The 16,724-nt window shown below is 59.4% G+C and carries 15 protein-coding genes; 7 read left to right on the top strand and 8 right to left on the bottom strand.

Annotated features, from left to right (window positions below; translation table 11 throughout):
• Positions 1–52 precede the first annotated feature (52 nt).
• From QMX86_RS02925 to QMX86_RS02915, 3 genes are all read right to left on the bottom strand, one after another.
• Entirely contained in the window at positions 53–2,608 is a 2,556-nt protein-coding gene (locus tag QMX86_RS02925; RefSeq protein ID WP_282384060.1) for a LuxR C-terminal-related transcriptional regulator, read from the bottom strand.
• Positions 2,609–2,746: 138 nt separating this feature from the next.
• Positions 2,747–4,114, bottom strand: a complete 1,368-nt coding sequence (locus QMX86_RS02920; RefSeq protein ID WP_016771641.1) for a DUF1329 domain-containing protein — start codon at positions 4,112–4,114, stop codon at positions 2,747–2,749.
• Between the two features lie 23 nt (positions 4,115–4,137).
• Positions 4,138–5,931 carry a DUF1302 domain-containing protein gene (locus QMX86_RS02915; protein WP_282384062.1) on the bottom strand — a complete coding sequence of 598 codons (1,794 nt, stop codon included), beginning with the start codon at positions 5,929–5,931 and terminating at the stop codon, positions 4,138–4,140.
• A gap of 797 nt (positions 5,932–6,728) precedes the next feature.
• Here QMX86_RS02915 and QMX86_RS02910 point away from each other — a divergent pair.
• Both QMX86_RS02910 and QMX86_RS02905 read left to right on the top strand, forming a co-directional pair.
• Positions 6,729–8,765, top strand: a complete 2,037-nt coding sequence (locus QMX86_RS02910) for an S-type pyocin domain-containing protein (protein ID WP_282384064.1) — start codon at positions 6,729–6,731, stop codon at positions 8,763–8,765.
• Positions 8,762–9,019 carry an immunity protein gene (locus tag QMX86_RS02905; protein WP_122508245.1) on the top strand — a complete coding sequence of 86 codons (258 nt, stop codon included), beginning with the start codon at positions 8,762–8,764 and terminating at the stop codon, positions 9,017–9,019. The genes QMX86_RS02910 and QMX86_RS02905 overlap by 4 nt, the downstream gene beginning before the upstream one ends.
• Before the next feature lie 41 nt (positions 9,020–9,060).
• Here the strand turns inward: QMX86_RS02905 and QMX86_RS02900 are convergent, their stop codons facing one another.
• From QMX86_RS02900 to QMX86_RS02885, 4 genes are all read right to left on the bottom strand, one after another.
• Positions 9,061–9,972 (bottom strand): SDR family oxidoreductase, encoded by a 912-nt coding sequence (locus QMX86_RS02900; RefSeq protein ID WP_056782986.1) that lies wholly within the window; start codon positions 9,970–9,972, stop codon positions 9,061–9,063.
• Positions 9,973–10,124: 152 nt separating this feature from the next.
• Entirely contained in the window at positions 10,125–11,027 is a 903-nt protein-coding gene (locus QMX86_RS02895; RefSeq protein WP_282384067.1) for an alpha/beta hydrolase, read from the bottom strand.
• Entirely contained in the window at positions 11,027–11,809 is a 783-nt protein-coding gene (locus QMX86_RS02890) for a class II aldolase/adducin family protein (RefSeq protein ID WP_016771646.1), read from the bottom strand. The genes QMX86_RS02895 and QMX86_RS02890 overlap by 1 nt, the downstream gene beginning before the upstream one ends.
• 175 nt (positions 11,810–11,984) lie before the next feature.
• Entirely contained in the window at positions 11,985–12,440 is a 456-nt protein-coding gene (locus tag QMX86_RS02885) for a flavodoxin (RefSeq protein ID WP_122610814.1), read from the bottom strand.
• A 153-nt stretch (positions 12,441–12,593) separates the two neighbouring features.
• Here QMX86_RS02885 and QMX86_RS02880 point away from each other — a divergent pair, with 153 nt between their 5' ends.
• Positions 12,594–13,070, top strand: a complete 477-nt coding sequence (locus QMX86_RS02880; protein WP_122707517.1) for a PAS domain-containing protein — start codon at positions 12,594–12,596, stop codon at positions 13,068–13,070.
• Positions 13,071–13,124: 54 nt separating this feature from the next.
• Positions 13,125–13,730, top strand: coding sequence for a hypothetical protein (locus QMX86_RS02875; protein ID WP_024011639.1), 606 nt, complete (start codon positions 13,125–13,127; stop codon positions 13,728–13,730).
• Positions 13,731–13,733: 3 nt separating this feature from the next.
• On the opposite strand, the gene QMX86_RS02870 is transcribed toward QMX86_RS02875, so the two are convergent.
• The gene (locus tag QMX86_RS02870) at positions 13,734–14,693 is read right to left on the bottom strand and encodes a MerR family transcriptional regulator (protein WP_122707658.1); all 960 of its coding nucleotides are present in this window, start codon (positions 14,691–14,693) and stop codon (positions 13,734–13,736) included.
• Positions 14,694–14,904: 211 nt separating this feature from the next.
• Here QMX86_RS02870 and QMX86_RS02865 point away from each other — a divergent pair, with 211 nt between their 5' ends.
• The 3 genes from QMX86_RS02865 (at position 14,905) to folX (ending at position 16,687) form a co-directional block, all read left to right on the top strand.
• On the top strand, positions 14,905–15,474 hold the full coding sequence (locus tag QMX86_RS02865; protein ID WP_073473745.1) for an antibiotic biosynthesis monooxygenase: 570 nt from the start codon (positions 14,905–14,907) through the stop codon (positions 15,472–15,474).
• A 58-nt stretch (positions 15,475–15,532) separates the two neighbouring features.
• Positions 15,533–16,243, top strand: a complete 711-nt coding sequence (gene folM, locus QMX86_RS02860; protein WP_282384074.1) for a dihydromonapterin reductase — start codon at positions 15,533–15,535, stop codon at positions 16,241–16,243.
• Between the two features lie 72 nt (positions 16,244–16,315).
• Positions 16,316–16,687, top strand: a complete 372-nt coding sequence (gene folX, locus QMX86_RS02855) for a dihydroneopterin triphosphate 2'-epimerase (RefSeq protein ID WP_016771653.1) — start codon at positions 16,316–16,318, stop codon at positions 16,685–16,687.
• Positions 16,688–16,724 lie beyond the last annotated feature (37 nt).

Here is a 16,724-nt window from a genome sequence, read left to right as displayed (position 1 = left end):
CAAAACATGCCAACAAACACATGCAATCCTTTGTACTGCAAAACCTCACAACCTAAATCAGTATCCCCATCAACTTTGCTTTTGCCACCGCTTGAGTTCTGCGCTCCACACCCAACTTTCCATTAATACGCCGCGCATGGGTTTTTACTGTATGCAATGAAATAAACAGTTGTTCGGCAACCTGCTGATTCGAAGCACCCTGAGCAATCAATGCCAGCACTTCGCGCTCGCGTCGACTGAGGCCTGGGGCATGATCAGCGTTATCGCTCAGCCAGACAGGAATCTGCTTGCCAGACGCCGTGCCGGTGCTGCCTCGGCGTAATTCCCACTCGCGCATGGCTTGCTGCAACCGGCAGCGCTCCGCCAGCATTGCGGCTCGCTGGAAAGCTTGCTGCGCCGCCACCGCATCACCGTTCGATTCGGCCAACTGGGCGAAGGCCAGCAGCAACTCTGTTTCTGCCGCCAACATGCCCTTGGCCTGAGCGCGTTTCAGCAATCGTTCAATGATGGGCAGAGCGGCTTCGTCAGGGACCGATTGCGCATTCGCGCAGGCCAGCAGGTATTCGATGCGAATAATCAGCTCAAACGTCGCGGGTGGCGCCTGCAACGCAGAAGGTCCCCGATAATGCCGTAACAGTCGGCTCAACGCTTCTTGGACAAGATGCGGTCGCCCCTGCTGCAACCAGAACTGGCTGCTGACCTGCAACACAACACCGCGATAGACCGTATCGGGAATCTGCCGCTGCTGCATGACCCTTTCGGCCTCGCGCAGGCGCTCGAAAGCACAGGCATAATCGCCGCGATTGCCGGCCAGTTGCGCCTGCCCCAGATAACCATACAGGACCCGCTTGTCCTGGCTGCGCAAGCAATCTTCAAGGCCTTGGCTGAACAGCTGCGCAGCCTGCTCTTCAAGGCCCATGCACAGCGCGAGTCGTCCGCGTCGCAGGGCGATACGGCCGAGCAGCGGCGTGGGCACCATGCTGCGTTGACGCAGCAAGTGCTCGATCTCCACCAGCAGGCTTTCCGCACGCAAAGGCGCGCCTCGCTGCTCGAGCCATTGCGCATGGTCAAGCTCAAGCAAGCCTTCGAACAGCAACGAGCCGTGAGCCCGCGCCAGGCACAGCGCCTCGCGGTTGAGGGCATGGGCCTGATCGAGCTCACCGCACAGCAACGCCTGCTGGGTCAGTCCCGACAGGCACATCACACGGGCCTGCCAGGCCTCGTCAGCCAGCGCAGACAACGCCTCCTGAAAGCAGGCGCGTGCCGGCTCCATTTGCCCTTGCAGGTGAAACAGCCATCCCTGTTGCGCCTGCCAGCGGGCCAGCAGCTGCTGCTCCAGCTGCGCTGTCGGTTGTGGCATGAAGCGGCCGAGATGAGCCAGGCATTGCCCGGCCTGTTCGAACCGGCCGGCAAACAATAAGGCGCCCGTGACCAGCACGATCAGCTGGGGTGTCATCAGGGTCAGCTGCTGGCTTTGCTGCTCGTGCAAACGCAACAGCAGGACGACCGTCTGGTCTTCGAACAAGTCTTCGAAGCCGAAATGCTGCAACAGGCTGACGGCAGTTTCGTATTCCTCGGCCAACAACGCTTGCTCGAACGCCGCTCGCCAATCCTGCGTCGCGCTGAACCACTGACAGGCGCGCCGGTGCCAGGAACGCGCACACGGCCAGTGCGACTCCTGGATGATTCGCGACAGCGGGCGGAACACCTGGAGCCAGTCAGCGGACGCTTGCCAAGGCTCGATGAAGCAGCCCAGCACTTGCAAATCACGCAGCAGCTGAGCGCCTTCGCCAGGGCCGAACAAATGCTCGCATAACGGCGCGTTGAACCGTGGCAGGTGAGCCAGCACACGCCATGCCTCGTCCTGTTCCGGGGTCAGGTTGCTGAACAGTTCGTGCTGCAGATAATCGAGCAGAGTGTCGACACGCTGCTGCGGTTGCAGGTTTTGCGACCAGTCGCACTGTTGCAGGAGCGCTATGCGCGCCCCCGCGCACCAGCCGCCGGTACGCTGGATGATACGGGCAGCGACACGCTCCGCCTGGTCTGGCGGCAAATGGTGCAGGACCGATACCACTTCATCGTGAGTCAGCGCCAGGCTGGCGCTTTCGAATTCGTAGAGTTCGTCATCGAGCAACAGGCGCGGCCAGTTGCACTGCGGCCGGCGGCGAGTGCTGATCCACCAAGTGAGCGCCGGGCTGCTGACCGCCAGCAAGCGATCCAGCAGAGCATCCACAGCCGGATCCGGCAGCCGACTGTAATCGTCGATAAACAGCGACGTCGGCCTCGACCAATGGGCCAGCTCCGCCATCAGCTGCGTATCATCAAGGCCTTCGACCAGCCCGAGCGCCCGCGTCAGACGCCGGCAAAATTCATCGGCGCTGAGCGCCGCTCCCGCCAGCGGCAGCCAGATTGCCTCGCACTCTGCACGCGCCTGAAGAAGACATTCGGTGAGCAGTGCGGTTTTGCCACTGCCCGCGGGCGCGCACAACAGCTTCACCCGCGCGCTGGATGCCAGCAAAGGTGCGCTCAAACGGCTGCGAGGTTGATGATGCGAAGAAAGCCTGGGCAAAAATCCGGGTCGATCCAGGCACGGGGTCATGGCGGTCATCGGGTGAGCCTTCTTATCGTTGTGCGCTCACCCTAGCCCTCTCACGCACCCTTGTTGACGAGTATTCAGCACGCTGATCGATGGCCATAAAAAAGGCGACCGTGCGGTCGCCTTTTGTCCAGCGGTGCAGCAGACCCGTTACCGCACGCCCTCGGCGCGCAGGGCCGACGGAGTGTAATCGGCAGCCTTGGCTTCGAAGCCGAATTCGAAGCTGTGCTTCTCTTCGTTCTTCATGCCCAACGCAATGTACCGGCCGGCAATGATGTCGTAGAGCGCTTCCAGCGTGTAAGCCTGGGCCTGATGATCGTAGTAGTACTGGGCGTGACCTTCGGCGACGCGCCACAGTTGCCCGCGACCGTCGTAGTGATCGGCCAGTGCCACTTGCCAGCTGTCCTCGTCGATGTACATGTGGCGCTTGGCGTAGATGTGCCGCTCGTTCGGTTTCACCGTGCCGATCACTTCCCAGACGCGGTGCAGTTCGTAACGGGTCAGGTCCTGATTGATGTGCCCGGCCTTGACGATGTCGTCGTACTTGAGCTTCGGCGAGTCGAGTTTGTAGCTGTTGTAGGGAATGTACATTTCCTTCTTGCCGACCAGTTTCCAGTCATAGCGATCCGGCGCTCCGGAGAACATGTCGAAGTTGTCGGAAGTCCTCAGGCCATCGGCCGCTGTACCCGGGCCGTCATAGGCCACTTGCGGTGCGCGCCGGACCCGGCGTTGACCGGCGTTATAGATCCACGCCAGACGCGGTTCCTTCACCTGATCGAGGGTTTCGTGCACCAGCAGCACGTTACCGGCCAGCCGCGCCGGGGCGGTCACCGATTGCTTGAAGAAGGTCAGCACGTTGGCGGCTTTATCCGGGTCGATGTCTTTCATCAATTGCGGCACGGCGATCTCTTCTTCGAAGCGGATCGGCGTGTAGCTGCCGTTGGTCTGCGGCGTGACCTGGGTAATGATCCGCCGCAGATTGCCACCGTGATAACGGGTGATGTGGTTCCACAGCACCTCGACGCCGTTCTTCGGAATCGGGAAAGCGTAGTAGCGATTGCCAGTGAAATTGGCCAGGCCGTTGCCATCGTTGATCGCGTTGACGTTCAGCGCGCTGCGCTTGGCCGACTCATAGATTTCCGCTGGCGCCCCCACGGTGCGGTGGGTCGGGTAGACCGGGATCTTGTAGGTTTCCGGGTAGCGTTTGAACATCGCCACCTGGCCATCGGAGAGCTTGCTTTTGTACTGCTCGACGTTCGCGGCGGTGATGGTGAACAACGGTTTTTCGTTGGCAAACGGGTCGGCGAGAAAGCCCTTGCTGTCCACCGCACCGGCGTTTTTCGGGATGCCGCCGGTCCAGGCCGGGATCGAACCGTCCGCATTGCCGGCCTTCTCGGCGCCGAGCGGGGTCAGGCTGGTGCCAAGTTTGTTCGCCTCATCCGGCGACACCGCCGCCATCACGTTGGCGGCCAGCAGACTCAAGGCCAGCACGCCACATTGCAGAATCGTTTTGCGCATTGCAGTCATCCTTCTCGGGCAGATCAGAAGTTCACGCCGAAGCTCAGGGCCACGAAGTCACGGTCTTCGAGGACGTTGTAGTCGCCACCGAAAAAGTCGGTGTAACTCAGGCTTGCGGTGTAGGTGTTGCGGTAGTCGGCATCGACGCCGAAGCTGATGGCTTTCGCACCTTCGTTGAACAGACCGTTGGGGCCGTAACCGGCGACGTCATGGGACCACGACAGGTTGGGCTTGAGGTTGATCCCGCCGATGACGTTGGCGTAATCGAGAATCGCCCGGGCGCGATAGCCCCACGAAGTCGAGGTGACGAAGCCGTCGGTATCGCCGCCGAAACCATACTGGCCGTAGACCGAATCACGGCCATAACGCAGCTCACTGCGTGACTCCAGACCACCGACATGCACCACCGCTGCTTCGCCGACCACGGTCAAGCGTTCGGCGCCGAGCACCTGATCGAAGAAGTGTGTGAGGGTGCTCTGGATCTGCGTGACTTCCTTGCGCCGGTAGCCTTTGTTGTCGGCACCCGGCGAAGTAGCGAGTGGCGATGCGGTGCCGCCGGCAATCGGGTTGACCAGCGCCAGGGTCAGGTCGTTGGTGTTGACCTGCACCGGCGCGTTCGGCCGGTAGCTGACCTCGCCGGTCCACGCGGTGCCGGTGGGCAGCGTGGTGGAGAAACTCGCGCCGTACAGACGAATGTCTTCCGGATATTCGAGGTAATACTGACCGCGCCCGAGCATCACGCTTTGCGCCAGCCCCGCACCGCTGCCAGGCGCGAGGCCGTTGGCAATGCCGACCATGCCTGGCAATGCCGCCAGTGTCGACAGCCCCGCCGTGGTGGTGCCGACCGTCGGCGTACGGCTGTGGTAGTTCATGAAGTAGAGGCCGTACTCGGTGTCTTCGCCGAGCCAGCGCAGCGCCGTGCCCCACTGCCCGGAATCGCGCGCATCGCGATCACCGCCACGGGGGATCACCACGCCCTCGCGGGTGACCTGAATGCCTTGGCCGAACGCGGTGGTCAGCGGCACCAGTGGCGCCACCGCCGGACTGCCGACGGTGTAGCCGTTGTTGCAACCATCCGCCGCGACGTCGACGCCAAAGAAGGTGCCGCAGTTGTCGAGAACGGTCTGGTCCCACTCCAGTTGGTAGAAGCCTTCGACCGAAAGTTTGTCGGTCAGGCTCTGCGAACCAAACAGCATGTTCACCGGAATCAGGCCTTCCTTGATCTCGGCACCGGGACGGCGAAATGCTGAGACGTCAACCGGGTTGATGCTGTTGATCGAGTTGCCGATAAAGGTACTTTCGCCCCAGCTCACCACCTGCTTGCCGGCCCGCAAAGTGCCGGGCAAATCAGCGATGGCGTAGTTGTGATAGACGAAAGCATCGAGGATCTGCGCGCCGGAAGACTTGGCGCCTTCCTTGCGGCCGCTGTCGCTGATCTGTTTGAACTCGCGGTCTTCGTCCTTGAGTTCGAAGTCGTACCAGTATTTGCCCCGCACGAACACGCCGGTATCGCCGTACTTCAGTTCGAGGTCGTGGATACCCTTGAAGATTTTCGAGAAGGTTTCGCCCTTCTTGAAATTCAGGCGCCCGTCATCACCGGTGGACGATTGTCCGCTGCCGCCATTGACCGTGCCGACCAGCGAACTGTCGGCATCGCGCAGGCCCCAGCTCGCGCCGACCGAAAGTGACGAGTCGAAGGTGCCTTCGATTTCGCCGATATTGAAGGCGACCGCGTGCGCCTGGGCGCCGCAACCCAGAGCCACCGCAGCGGCCAGCGCCTGCGGTGTGAAGATGGCGCGCATTGTTGTTTTTGTCATGCGTCTTCCCCGGTGAGTGACAGAAGGCCCCACCCTACTGCCGGTCGCTGCGGTCGATAAGCGCACCAAGGAGGTATTTGCGTTGTCGCTCGAAAGGATGAATGGCCTCGCACGGCGGGGCCTTGAGCGGTTCATGGGCTGGCTGGATGGCGCATCATCAGCGCCATTCATGGGCACCTCACTGTTGCGCGCCCCGTAACAGTGCATGTCTGGAATCGGTATTTTTCCTACAGGCTTGAGACCTTATTCTGAGCGCGCTTTCCCGGCACACGCCGCAAAGCGCGAAGCCCGCTACGCTGAATCGCGAGCGACTGGCTACAGATTCTGGATAAATCGATGTTTTCGGTTTACCGCCCCGCTGTTCACTGACGTTGATTTGTAGCTCCTTGATCCAACGTCTTACCTTGGCCGCTGCGTTTGCAGCGGCCTTTTTTATGGGCGTTCAAAAAGGCTGGATAGCGGTTCGGCAAAGCTTGCGATCAGCGCGTCAGACATTTCTTCGAAGCTCGGATGAATACCCTCTGCATCGATAAAAACCCGCGAAAACCCTTTCGACATAACGCCCTGTTACTGACGGGCTTCTCGGATTTGATAACCGCCACTCTGAGGTAACTTGAAACACCTCAACCATTCGCTGGTGACACGGATGTCATCGCCACCCGTGCGCACTTTTCGAGCGAGTGAAAACGCACATTCAAAAGGACATGAATATGCCAAAGCCTCCACCGTTGGAACTGGATCCAGTACATATCAGGGAGTTCGGTCCTGATGGCTTCGAACCATTCAAAGAACGCGACATGAATTACTCCTACAGCGGCATGTTCGGCCCTGCCGGCGCCAATCCGCAGACGCGTGAATTGATGCATGAAACGCAAGTCGCCGTGGAACAGGAATTCAACGCAAGAACCGCCTCGATTCCCCAAACCATTGAGGTCGAACTGGCGGCAACCAGGCTGGAAGGACCGACCAATCCTCTGCCACCGGCCGCAGCACTGGCCCGCGAAGTGGGCGTCAGGAACACCTTGATTCAGCGCAAGAGCGCCGAGTTTCAACGGCAGACTGCCATCGCCAACCGCTTTTATGGCAGCGATCCACTGGGAAAAACCTTCAAGGATTACCTGAATCAGGCATCGGCCAATCGGCGCGCGCAGGGCGCAGCGGTCCGCAGCAGAGCATTGTGGAGCGAGTCCCTTCGGGCCGCCCACGAAGCGCGGCTGCTGGGCCAGACATTGGCGCTGCTCAACCAGCAACAGGCTGGCGTACTCAATTGGCTGGCCACCGTACAAGCCCAGGATCAGGCCCAGGCGGCAGCGGCAGAGGCGCAACGCCAAGCTGCAGAACGTGCCCGCATTGCCGCTGAGCAACAGCGCCAGCGTGACATTGCCGAAGCGATGCGCCGGGAGCAGGTAGTGCAAACAGATGCCGAGCAAAAGCGCCAAATGGCAGTCGCCGAGGCCAAGCGACAACGAATCCGTGCGCGCATTCAACAGGCGGCAAGGACAGAAGCAAGGCGTCTGGAGTCAGAACAAGCAAGGCTTGCGGCGCGAGCTGCGCAGCGACAACAGGCAGCGGAGCGCGCTCAGTTGGAGGCACTGGCAGAGGCTCAGCGCCAGAGAGAGAACCTCCAGGCTGAACGCGAAAAGCAATCGCGCGATCAGCGGGTGGAAACACCCGAAACTCAGCGTGAATTTCCCGCATCCGGCGCGCAGGCAACGACTGGTCCGGCTTTTTCATTTGCGTCAGTCGCTGCTGTACTGAGTCCGGAAAAATCCTCGTCAATTCTCGCAGCGCTGCGTACCGCCCTGCATACACTCGAAGCGGGCGGCCCCGCGCTGTTGAGCAGTCCGGCATTGGTCGGGTTTGCGGCGCTGCTCATGCCATCACGCTTGGGCAACGGCGAGCGGTTTGTGGTGAGCGTTCCACTTGCTGAATTATCGTCGGAGCCCGCGGGAGCATTGCGTGAAATTGCCGATCAACGGGGCATATTTGAGATGCATATCGGCTTGGGCGCCCGGCAAATCGATGCCGGTGTACAAATCTTTGTTGCGACCAACGATGACTTTCATATTCGCTCAAGCATCCCTGTCCTGAATGCGGCGTATGACTCGCTCAATGATGTTTATGAAGTCGCGTTACCGGACTCTCCCACTGACTTCCTGACATGGACGCCCGCCATTTCACCGCAAGACAGCTCGACTGAATTGCCCATCTTTGGGAAAAGACCATCCGCGTACTCGGGGGCTCCGATTCTTCCGCTTGAAGGGCGACTGGACCTGAACCCGATCCTCGTCGAAGGCTGGGAGAGATTCATTATCGTATTCCCTGATGACTCCGGGATTGCACCGCTGTATGTGGTGTTCAGCAATCCCTATGAAGGAGCTTCGGTCAGAGGCAAATACAGCGGCCGCTACTTCAATCCAGAGGCGGCGGGAGGAGCGATTCTCGATCTGGATTGGCGTACGGCGGTTATTACAAAGTCAGGTATAGACTTGGTAAAACTGCACATCAGTCGGCTCGATCAATCAGACGCCAACGACATCATGATTCAGCGGCTGGAAAAGATCTTAAGCGGCCACTGGGAGCTTACTGATACGGACTTACGTTATTACACACATGAGATTCGTGAACTGGAAAGATTTCGAGCGATGGGACTTAGCGATGACTTCAAGCCCGAAAACGGATCTCCCGCCTGGAATAATGCCCATACCGCCACGCTGGAGGACTTCAAGCTCGGAAGCGAGGATCATGTCCTTTATTCACCTGACGCGCTGCGGGCGGGAAACAAGCAAATGCAACGCATATATGAACAATTGCTTAAAGGAACAGGCCAATGATTCCTATCGAAGAAATTCTCAAGCACGAACCAATTGCTGATGTACTGACGGCTTTCGGCATCGGCATGGCATACCCATCCTTGGATAGAATGATTGGGCGATATAAATTCGAGCTTATCGCGAGCGGCGAGCTATTAACGACATATGCACAACTTTTCAAAGAAGGCGTGCTGGCAAATGGTGATGGTCCAATTCCAATCAAGGGACCAAATTGGAAGGCGCCGAAGTTTATTACTGAACGTAGATACTCATGAATTCACGAGGCCACCAAGCCTGAGCCTGGTGGCCTCTTCACTCAAATCGAATACTTCTGCAAATTCGCCATCATTTCCTTCAATGCTTCAATATTGTCCTTCGGGTGCGCCGCCCCTTCGAAATCACAAATCTGCTGCCAGTGCGCCGCGACGTCTTCCGGCGAGAACCCCTCGCGCGGATCGAAGCCGGCACCGAGGCTGCGTTCCCAGCGCACCTTGCCCATCCAGCCGCCGCCGACTTCGAACAGGCCGGACGTTTCCTGGCATTGCTCGCTGGCCAGATACACCACCAGCGGGCTGACCAGTTCCGGCTTCAGTTGCTCGAATACTTGCGGCGGGATCAGGCCCTCGGTCATGCGCGTGCCGCCGGTCGGGGCGATGGCGTTGACCAGAATGTTGTTCTTGCGCCCTTCTATCGCCAGCGTTCGGGTCAACCCGTAAAGCCCGAGTTTGGCCATGCCGTAGTTGGACTGACCGAAATTGCCGTAAATGCCAGAAGTCGACGCAGTGAAAATCACGCGACCGTAGTTTTGCTCGCGCAAATGCGGCCAGGCAGCACGGGTAACTTTGTAGGCGCCTTCAACATGGACGCGATAGACCAGATCCCAGTCGGCGTCGTCCATCTTGTGAAATGACTTGTCGCGCAGGATCCCGGCATTGTTCACCACGACGTCGACGCGGCCGAAGGCATCCAGGGCGTTCTGTACCAGTTTGTCGCCGTCAGTCACCGAGTCGTGGTTGGCTTCGGCAATACCGCCGGCCTCGCGGATTTCCGCCACTACGCGGTCGGCAGCCGAAGCGTTGGCGCCCTCGCCCTGCGTCGAGCCACCGAGATCGTTGACCAGCACTTTGGCTCCCTGTCTGGCGAACAGCAGCGCATGCGCACGACCGAGGCCGCCACCGGCGCCGGTGACAATCACGACTTTATCTTCGAAACGCACAGGCTCATTCATCGCAACAACTCCAGCAGGCCAAGGGATATTGCCCCGAGTGTCAGGCACGGCGCTTTGGGTCACAACGAACACGGCTGCGGCTGAATGGTGCGCGATAAGGCTGAGGGATGATCAAGTGTCCGGTCGCCGAGAGCCTGTGCTCTTGGCGAGAATCAGGAGTACGCCACTTTGCGTGGAGGCAATACCAGACGATCGCGAAACGCCAGATAGTGCTTGAGCACCAGCGCCGGCGCCTCGGTTTGCGGATAGTGGCCGATGCCCGGCAGCAGCACAGTGTCCGGATCGGGGATCAATTCGCGATAACGCTCGACCATGTGCACGCCGGAGATCGGATCGACTGCACCGTCAATGACCCGCAAAGGGATATCACCACGCTGCATGGCCGCCACCCAGCGCTCGCGCTGCACCCGGCGCTCAGGAATGTAAGTGATCAATTTGTGCAGGATGCGCGGGCCATGGTTGCTGTCGACCAGGCTCCAGTAATCATCCAGTTCGCTTTCAGATGGCTGGGTCTGCGGGCCGAAGATCTGCCGGAAACCTTTGACCAGCGCCTCACGGCTGAAGGCGCGGCCAAGCAGCCAGCCAATCGGGCTGAGCAGCAGTTTCTGCATCAGCAGCGGACGATGGGTTTCCGGAAACAGACCGCCATTAAGGAACACGCAACTGGCCACTTCGATGCGTTTTTCGTAATGCCGCGCGAGCAGTTCCTGAGCGACGCTGTCGCCGTAGTCGTGAGCGAGAATATGCACCGCTTGTTCAACCTGCAGATGGGCGAGCAGTGCCTGTTGCAGATCGGCCTGTTCCAGCAGGCTGTAGGTGTGATTGCGCGGTTTTGCCGAATCGCCGAAACCGAGCATGTCGCAAGCGATCACCTGATAACGCTGCGCCAGTGGCTGCCACAGGTAATGCCAATCCCAACTGGCGGTGGGAAAACCATGAATCAACAGCAACGGTTCACCCTGCCCGACTGTCCAGTAGCGGATCGACTGGCCATGAAAAACGAATGTCCGGCTGCGCTTGCGCCAGACACTCAGAGGAATCTCGGCGAGCGGCATTAGAATTTATACCCCGGGTCTTGAAGATCGAGTTTGCGCAACAGCGCCGGCCACGCCAGCGCGCCGCCCATGCCCTGCGCGCTCTTGGTGACGCCGGCAATCATTGCCTTGGCGCCGGCGAGAATCTGCGGTTCGATGGCGATCAGTTCGGCACCTCCCGTCTGCGCCATGACCTGAATGTCGCAGGCTCGCTGGAAGGTGAACATCATCAGAAACGTATCGGCAATGGTGCCACCACAGGTGAGCAGACCGTGGTTGTGCAGCATGAGGAAATTATTGTCGCCGAGGTCGGCTTGCAGGCGCGCCTTTTCTTCATGGTTCAGGGCCACGCCCTCGTAGGCGTGATAGGCCAGGCTCGACAACACAAACAGTGACTGTTGACTGATCGGCAGCACCCCCTGCCTTTGCGCCGACACCGCAACGCCTGACGCAGTGTGCGTATGCAGCACGCAAACCACATCGTGGCGCACTTCGTGGACGGCGCTGTGAATGGTGTAGCCGGCGGGGTTGATTTCGTACGGGCTGTCCATGAGTTTGTTGCCGGCCTGATCGACTTTCACCAGGCTCGAAGCGGTGATCTCGTGGAACATCAGGCCAAACGGATTGATCAGGAAATCTTCGGTGCCGGGCACCTTGGCCGAGATATGCGTGAAGATCAGATCGTCCCAGCCGTGCAGCGCGACCAAGCGATAACAGGCGGCAAGATCGACACGGGTCTGCCACTCGGCAGCGCTGACCTGATCTTTGACGTTCGGTGACGATTGGACGGGGGCTACGCTCACTGTATGCACCTCTGCGTTCTTCTTGTTCTGCTCGTGTCAGCAGTCTAGTCAGGCGCAGGGCATCGCGTAGTTGCATTGGCAGCCAGCTTGATGACTGAACGAGTCAGCCGGGCAAACAGCCTTGACCCGTTTCAACGCAACAACGCTTAAAAGGTGCAGCGATTACTGCCCGCAATCAGCCCTTGAGCGCTTCAATCAACTGCGCCAGCCACGGCTCGGCATCGGTTTCCGGCGTGACGCTTTCGCTGGCGTCGATGCGCAGCATTTCCTGAACCTCGTTTACCCCCAGTTCGGCAAACAGTTCGCGCATCTGCTCGCCACCGCCGCAGAAGGTGTCGCCGTAGCTTGCGTCACCGAGGGCAATCACCGCGCCGGGCAGGCCCCGCAACGAAGCAGGCAACTGATCGCGCAGGGTCGAATACAACGGTTGCAGGTTGTCCGGCAGCTCGCCCATGCCAGTGGTCGAAGTCACAGCGAGAAGGGCCTCGGGACCGAACGCCTGGATATCGGCCAACGCGACGCGCGAGTTGTAGAAGGTTTCAAAGCCGGCGGCTTTCAGCAGGTTCTGGGCGTGGCGGGCGACTTCTTCGGCGGTGCCGTAGACCGAACCGGAGAGGATGGCGACTTTCATCAATCTGATCCTGGAACTGAAAAAAAGAGCCGCGATAGTAACAGCCCATGCCGCGAAGTTGCGATTGGCTCTCAATGCAAGCTGCTGACCTATAGACAGTCTGCGGCTTTCTTCTAGAATGCCTGCCACTGCCATAACGGAAGGGATTCTCGGATGATCAACGCCAGCCTGCTGCAAATGGTGATCAACGCGTCAAACGACGGGATCGTGGTTGCTGAAAAGGAAGGCGAGCAGGACAACATCCTTATTTACGTCAACCCTGCCTTCGAGCGCATGACCGGTTATAGCAGTGAGGAGATCCTCTACCAGGACTGTCGTTTTTTGCAGGCGGGAGACCGTGATCAACCAAGTCTGCAGCTCATTCGCGAGACATTGCGTAAAGGCGGTTCCTGCCGGGAAATCCTGCGCAACTATCGCAAGGATGGCACGCCGTTCTGGAACGAATTGTCATTGTCGACGATAAAAAATGCCGATGACGGGCAGACTTATTTCATCGGCGTGCAAAAAGATGTGACGGTTCAGGTCAAGGCGCAGCAGCGGGTTGCGCAGCTGGAAGCACAAGTGGCGGCGCTGCAAAGCGAGCTAGCGGCGTTGAAAGCGACGAACGGCGCAAACAAAACCGCGAACTGATGGTCATTAACTACAATCACCAATGACTTTGTAACTATTCACTTCGAGTTAGCCATGCAGCGCGACGCCCTCCTCACTCAGGACGAGCTGGATTTTATCCAGACCATGCAGCACAACCCGCAACTTAACGTGCGGGATGCAACGTCGAGTCTGCTGGTTAATGGTGGTTCGCAGATCCGTGACCTGCTGACACGTCTGGCTGCTCACGAGCAGGTGACGATCCAGGCCAACTTCGAAAATCAACAGATGACTTTTCCGCTGCATCTGGTGGAAGACGAGTTCCACGCGCTGCATCTGCGTCTCGGTGTGCCGAGCATCTACGAAGACGGCCCGATGGTGCGCCCATGGCGCCTGGTTCTTGAAGAGCCCGTGGCGCTGGAAAACGCCAAAGGCCAGCCCGGCACGCTTTGGGTACACGAGGTGTCGCACAAAGGCGTGTTGCTGGAAGTGCGCAACAAGACCAAACCACCGAAACATTTCGCCCTGTGGTTCAGCCCTTCCGGTTATGAGCGCATCTCGTTGCGCGGCCATTTCGAGCGTGAGACCGAGCAAGGTTTCTTCGCCTACGAACTGAGCCAGACCGATGCCGACGAAACCGAGCGCTTGCGCCAGTTCATCCTGCAACAGCATCGCCTGACCCACCCCGCCCTGCACGCCTGAGTTTCAGGTATCCAGTTTGCCTGCCATGAATTGCTTCATGCGTTGACGCATTGTCGCGCCCTCATTTCCCAGGCATGCCACCGATGAACCGGCCAGACTCTCTTCGGCCAGTTCCGAGGCATCGCCGGCCAACATCAATTGGCAATCCAGACTCAGTGCCAGACGATTCAGGCGCCGGGGCAGCTCTGGACCGGGGGCATGATTGGAAAACAGCACAAGTGCGTCAGGCTTGACCTTTTCGCAGACCAGCGTCAATTCATCGAAAGGCTGGCCCGTGGTGAGCACACGCACGCCAGACTCGTTGCCGCTGAGAAACAGCGCCGCGACCAGCAACTCAAGCTCTCTGCATTGCCCCGCAAGCGCACTGACGACCACCCGGCGCGGTTGAGCCCCCCGCAGCATGACGATGCGCTGCAGCACGCGCGCCCTGAGAAATCCGTCGAGAAACAACCATTCGCTGGTTTGCCCGAAAGCGTCCTGGCGCTGCAGCAGTTGACGCCACAACGGCATCAGAATGGCTTCGAACACCACCGGCAGCGCGTACGACGAGAAAATCTGCCCGTAGACGCGATCCAGCTGCTGATCGTCGAACGCACTGACCGCCTGCTGAACCTGCTCCTGCCATTGCTTGTAATCGGCCTGCACATGGTCATCGGGGATAAAGTTTGCCAGCACCTTCAAAGGCTCTGTTTTCGCCAGGATCTTGCCGACTTTGCTCACGGCCACGCCGCGATCAATCCAGTCGACGATGCTGCGCACGCGCTCGATATCGTTCATGGAATACAAACGATGCCCGCTTTCGGTGCGCGTCGGCTGGATGAGTCCGTAACGGCGCTCCCAGGCACGCAGGGTCACCGGGTTGACGCCAGTCAGGCGCGCCACTTCGCGGATGGGAAACAGCTCTTCGCGCTCGAGCGTGCCGAGTGCTGTCGAAGCCGGGCGAGGGTCCGTGATTACAGGCATCTGGCGGTCAACTTCTATGTCGGTTCATTGGATCCCATTTTAAACATGATGGACTGGAAACCTTCAAGTAGTGATCTACGACGAATGTGGCTGGTTTAATCGACAAAATCAGGAATAATCCTTGCTTGCTGCAAAGCGCAAGCCTCTACCCCGGCCTGCGTCAGGCGAAGTTCTTACCCGGAACGACGCACTCGAAATACGGAGATACAAAATGTCTACTTCCCCCGTTACGTTGATGGTAGCGCGTCGCGTCGCTGATGGCCGCTATCACGATCTCATTGCATGGTTGCGCGAAGGCGAGCAACTGGCCACCGACTTCCCCGGCTACCTCGGCTCCGGCGTCCTTGCGCCACCGCCAGGTGACAACGAATTCCAGATTATCTTTCGCTTTGTCGATGAGCAGACGCTGCATGCTTGGGAATACTCGGCGTCGCGTACCGCCTGGCTTAACCGCGGCAGCGATTTGTTCGAACATCCTAAAGAGCACCGGGTCAGCGGCATTGAAGGCTGGTTTGGTGCTGCCGGACAACGTCCACCGCGCTGGAAACAGGCCGTGGCGATCTGGCTGGCGTTTTTCCCGGTGTCGCTGATTTTCAACTTTATCCTCGGCCCACTGCTCGCTGAGTTGAGCCTGTTGCCGCGGATATTGATCGGCACGGCGTGCCTGACGCCGCTGATGGTGTATTTCTTCATCCCGTTGTCGACGCGTCTGCTGGCGAACTGGCTGAACAGCACGCCGACCCGGCCACTGGCGGCCACACCGTCGGCGCAAAATCGCTGATCTGCAGCGGGCGGCGAGCCTGTTATAGTTTTCGCTTCAACCGCGATGCGAGCCGCCCATGCCAGATTCCGCAGCCCCGATCCTCATCACCGGCGCCGGCCAGCGTGTCGGCTTGCACTGCGCGCAGCGCTTGATCGAGGACGGCCACCCGCTGATTTTCACTTACCGCACCGAGCGACCGGGCGTGCAGGCCCTTCGCGATCTTGGCGCGACAGCGCTGTTCGCGGACTTTTCCAGCGAGGCCGGGATTCTTGCCTTCATCGACGCGCTGAAAGCCCACACCGACAGCTTGCGCGCCGTCGTGCACAACGCCTCCGAATGGCTGGCAGAAACCCAGGGCAGCGAAGCACAAGCCTTCAATCGCATGTTCAACATTCACATGCTCGCGCCTTACCTGATCAACCTGCACTGCGCCGAGTTGCTGCAGCGCTCGGCGCCTGCCGACATCATCCACATCAGCGACGATGTCACCCGCAAAGGCAGCAGCAAGCACATCGGTTATTGCGCCAGCAAGGCCGGGCTCGACAGTCTGACCCTGTCGTTTGCCGCGCGCTTTGCGCCGGCCATCAAGGTCAACGGCATCGCCCCGGCGCTGTTATTGTTCAACCCCGAAGATGACACGGCGTACCGCGCCAAGGCGTTGGCCAAGTCCGCGCTGGGTATCGAGCCGGGCAGCGAGGTGATCTATCAGAGCCTGCGCTATCTGCTCGACAATCCCTATGTCACCGGCACGACCCTCACCGTCAACGGTGGACGGCACGTCAAATAGGCCGTCCCGCTTCGGCCGCGAGTCGAGTAAGATCCACCAGAACGCCTGCAATAGACTGGACGGAGCAAATCAATGCCACAACTTCAACCGGGGATGGCGCGCATCCGGGTCAAGGATCTGCGCCTGCGCACCTTTATCGGCATCAACGAGGACGAAATCCTCAACAAGCAGGATGTGCTGATCAACCTGACCATCCTGTACGCAGCGCAGGAGGCGGTGCGTGACAATGACATCGACCACGCACTGAATTACCGCACCATCACCAAAGCGATCATCGCCCACGTCGAAGGCAACCGCTTCGCGCTGCTCGAACGCCTGACCCAGGAATTGCTCGACCTGGTGATGACCAATGCATCGGTGCTGTACGCCGAAGTCGAAGTCGACAAACCGCACGCCCTGCGCTTCGCCGAGTCGGTATCGATTACGCTCGCGGCGAGTCGCTGAGCTTCAAGCTTCAAGCTTCAAGCTTCAAGCTTCAAGC

The sequence above is a fragment of the Pseudomonas sp. PS01270 genome, from assembly GCF_029959775.1.
Classification (GTDB): Bacteria; Pseudomonadota; Gammaproteobacteria; order Pseudomonadales; family Pseudomonadaceae; genus Aquipseudomonas; species Aquipseudomonas atacamensis.
Note: the sequence above shows the minus strand (reverse complement) of the source record. Positions and strands in the feature narration are given on the sequence as shown.

Excerpts from the sequence above, each read along its gene's own strand:
- QMX86_RS02875 (WP_024011639.1), top strand. The coding sequence starts at position 13,125 with ATGCAGCGCGACGCCCTCCTCACTCAGGACGAGCTGGATTTTATCCAG.
- QMX86_RS02920 (WP_016771641.1), bottom strand. The coding sequence starts at position 4,114 with ATGCGCAAAACGATTCTGCAATGTGGCGTGCTGGCCTTGAGTCTGCTG.
- QMX86_RS02870 (WP_122707658.1), bottom strand. The coding sequence starts at position 14,693 with ATGCCTGTAATCACGGACCCTCGCCCGGCTTCGACAGCACTCGGCACG.
- QMX86_RS02900 (WP_056782986.1), bottom strand. The coding sequence starts at position 9,972 with ATGAATGAGCCTGTGCGTTTCGAAGATAAAGTCGTGATTGTCACCGGC.
- QMX86_RS02885 (WP_122610814.1), bottom strand. The coding sequence starts at position 12,440 with ATGAAAGTCGCCATCCTCTCCGGTTCGGTCTACGGCACCGCCGAAGAA.
- QMX86_RS02865 (WP_073473745.1), top strand. The coding sequence starts at position 14,905 with ATGTCTACTTCCCCCGTTACGTTGATGGTAGCGCGTCGCGTCGCTGAT.
- QMX86_RS02910 (WP_282384064.1), top strand. The coding sequence starts at position 6,729 with ATGAATTACTCCTACAGCGGCATGTTCGGCCCTGCCGGCGCCAATCCG.
- QMX86_RS02915 (WP_282384062.1), bottom strand. The coding sequence starts at position 5,931 with ATGACAAAAACAACAATGCGCGCCATCTTCACACCGCAGGCGCTGGCC.
- QMX86_RS02880 (WP_122707517.1), top strand. The coding sequence starts at position 12,594 with ATGATCAACGCCAGCCTGCTGCAAATGGTGATCAACGCGTCAAACGAC.
- QMX86_RS02905 (WP_122508245.1), top strand. The coding sequence starts at position 8,762 with ATGATTCCTATCGAAGAAATTCTCAAGCACGAACCAATTGCTGATGTA.
- folX (WP_016771653.1), top strand. The coding sequence starts at position 16,316 with ATGCCACAACTTCAACCGGGGATGGCGCGCATCCGGGTCAAGGATCTG.
- QMX86_RS02895 (WP_282384067.1), bottom strand. The coding sequence starts at position 11,027 with ATGCCGCTCGCCGAGATTCCTCTGAGTGTCTGGCGCAAGCGCAGCCGG.
- folM (WP_282384074.1), top strand. The coding sequence starts at position 15,533 with ATGCCAGATTCCGCAGCCCCGATCCTCATCACCGGCGCCGGCCAGCGT.
- QMX86_RS02925 (WP_282384060.1), bottom strand. The coding sequence starts at position 2,608 with ATGACCGCCATGACCCCGTGCCTGGATCGACCCGGATTTTTGCCCAGG.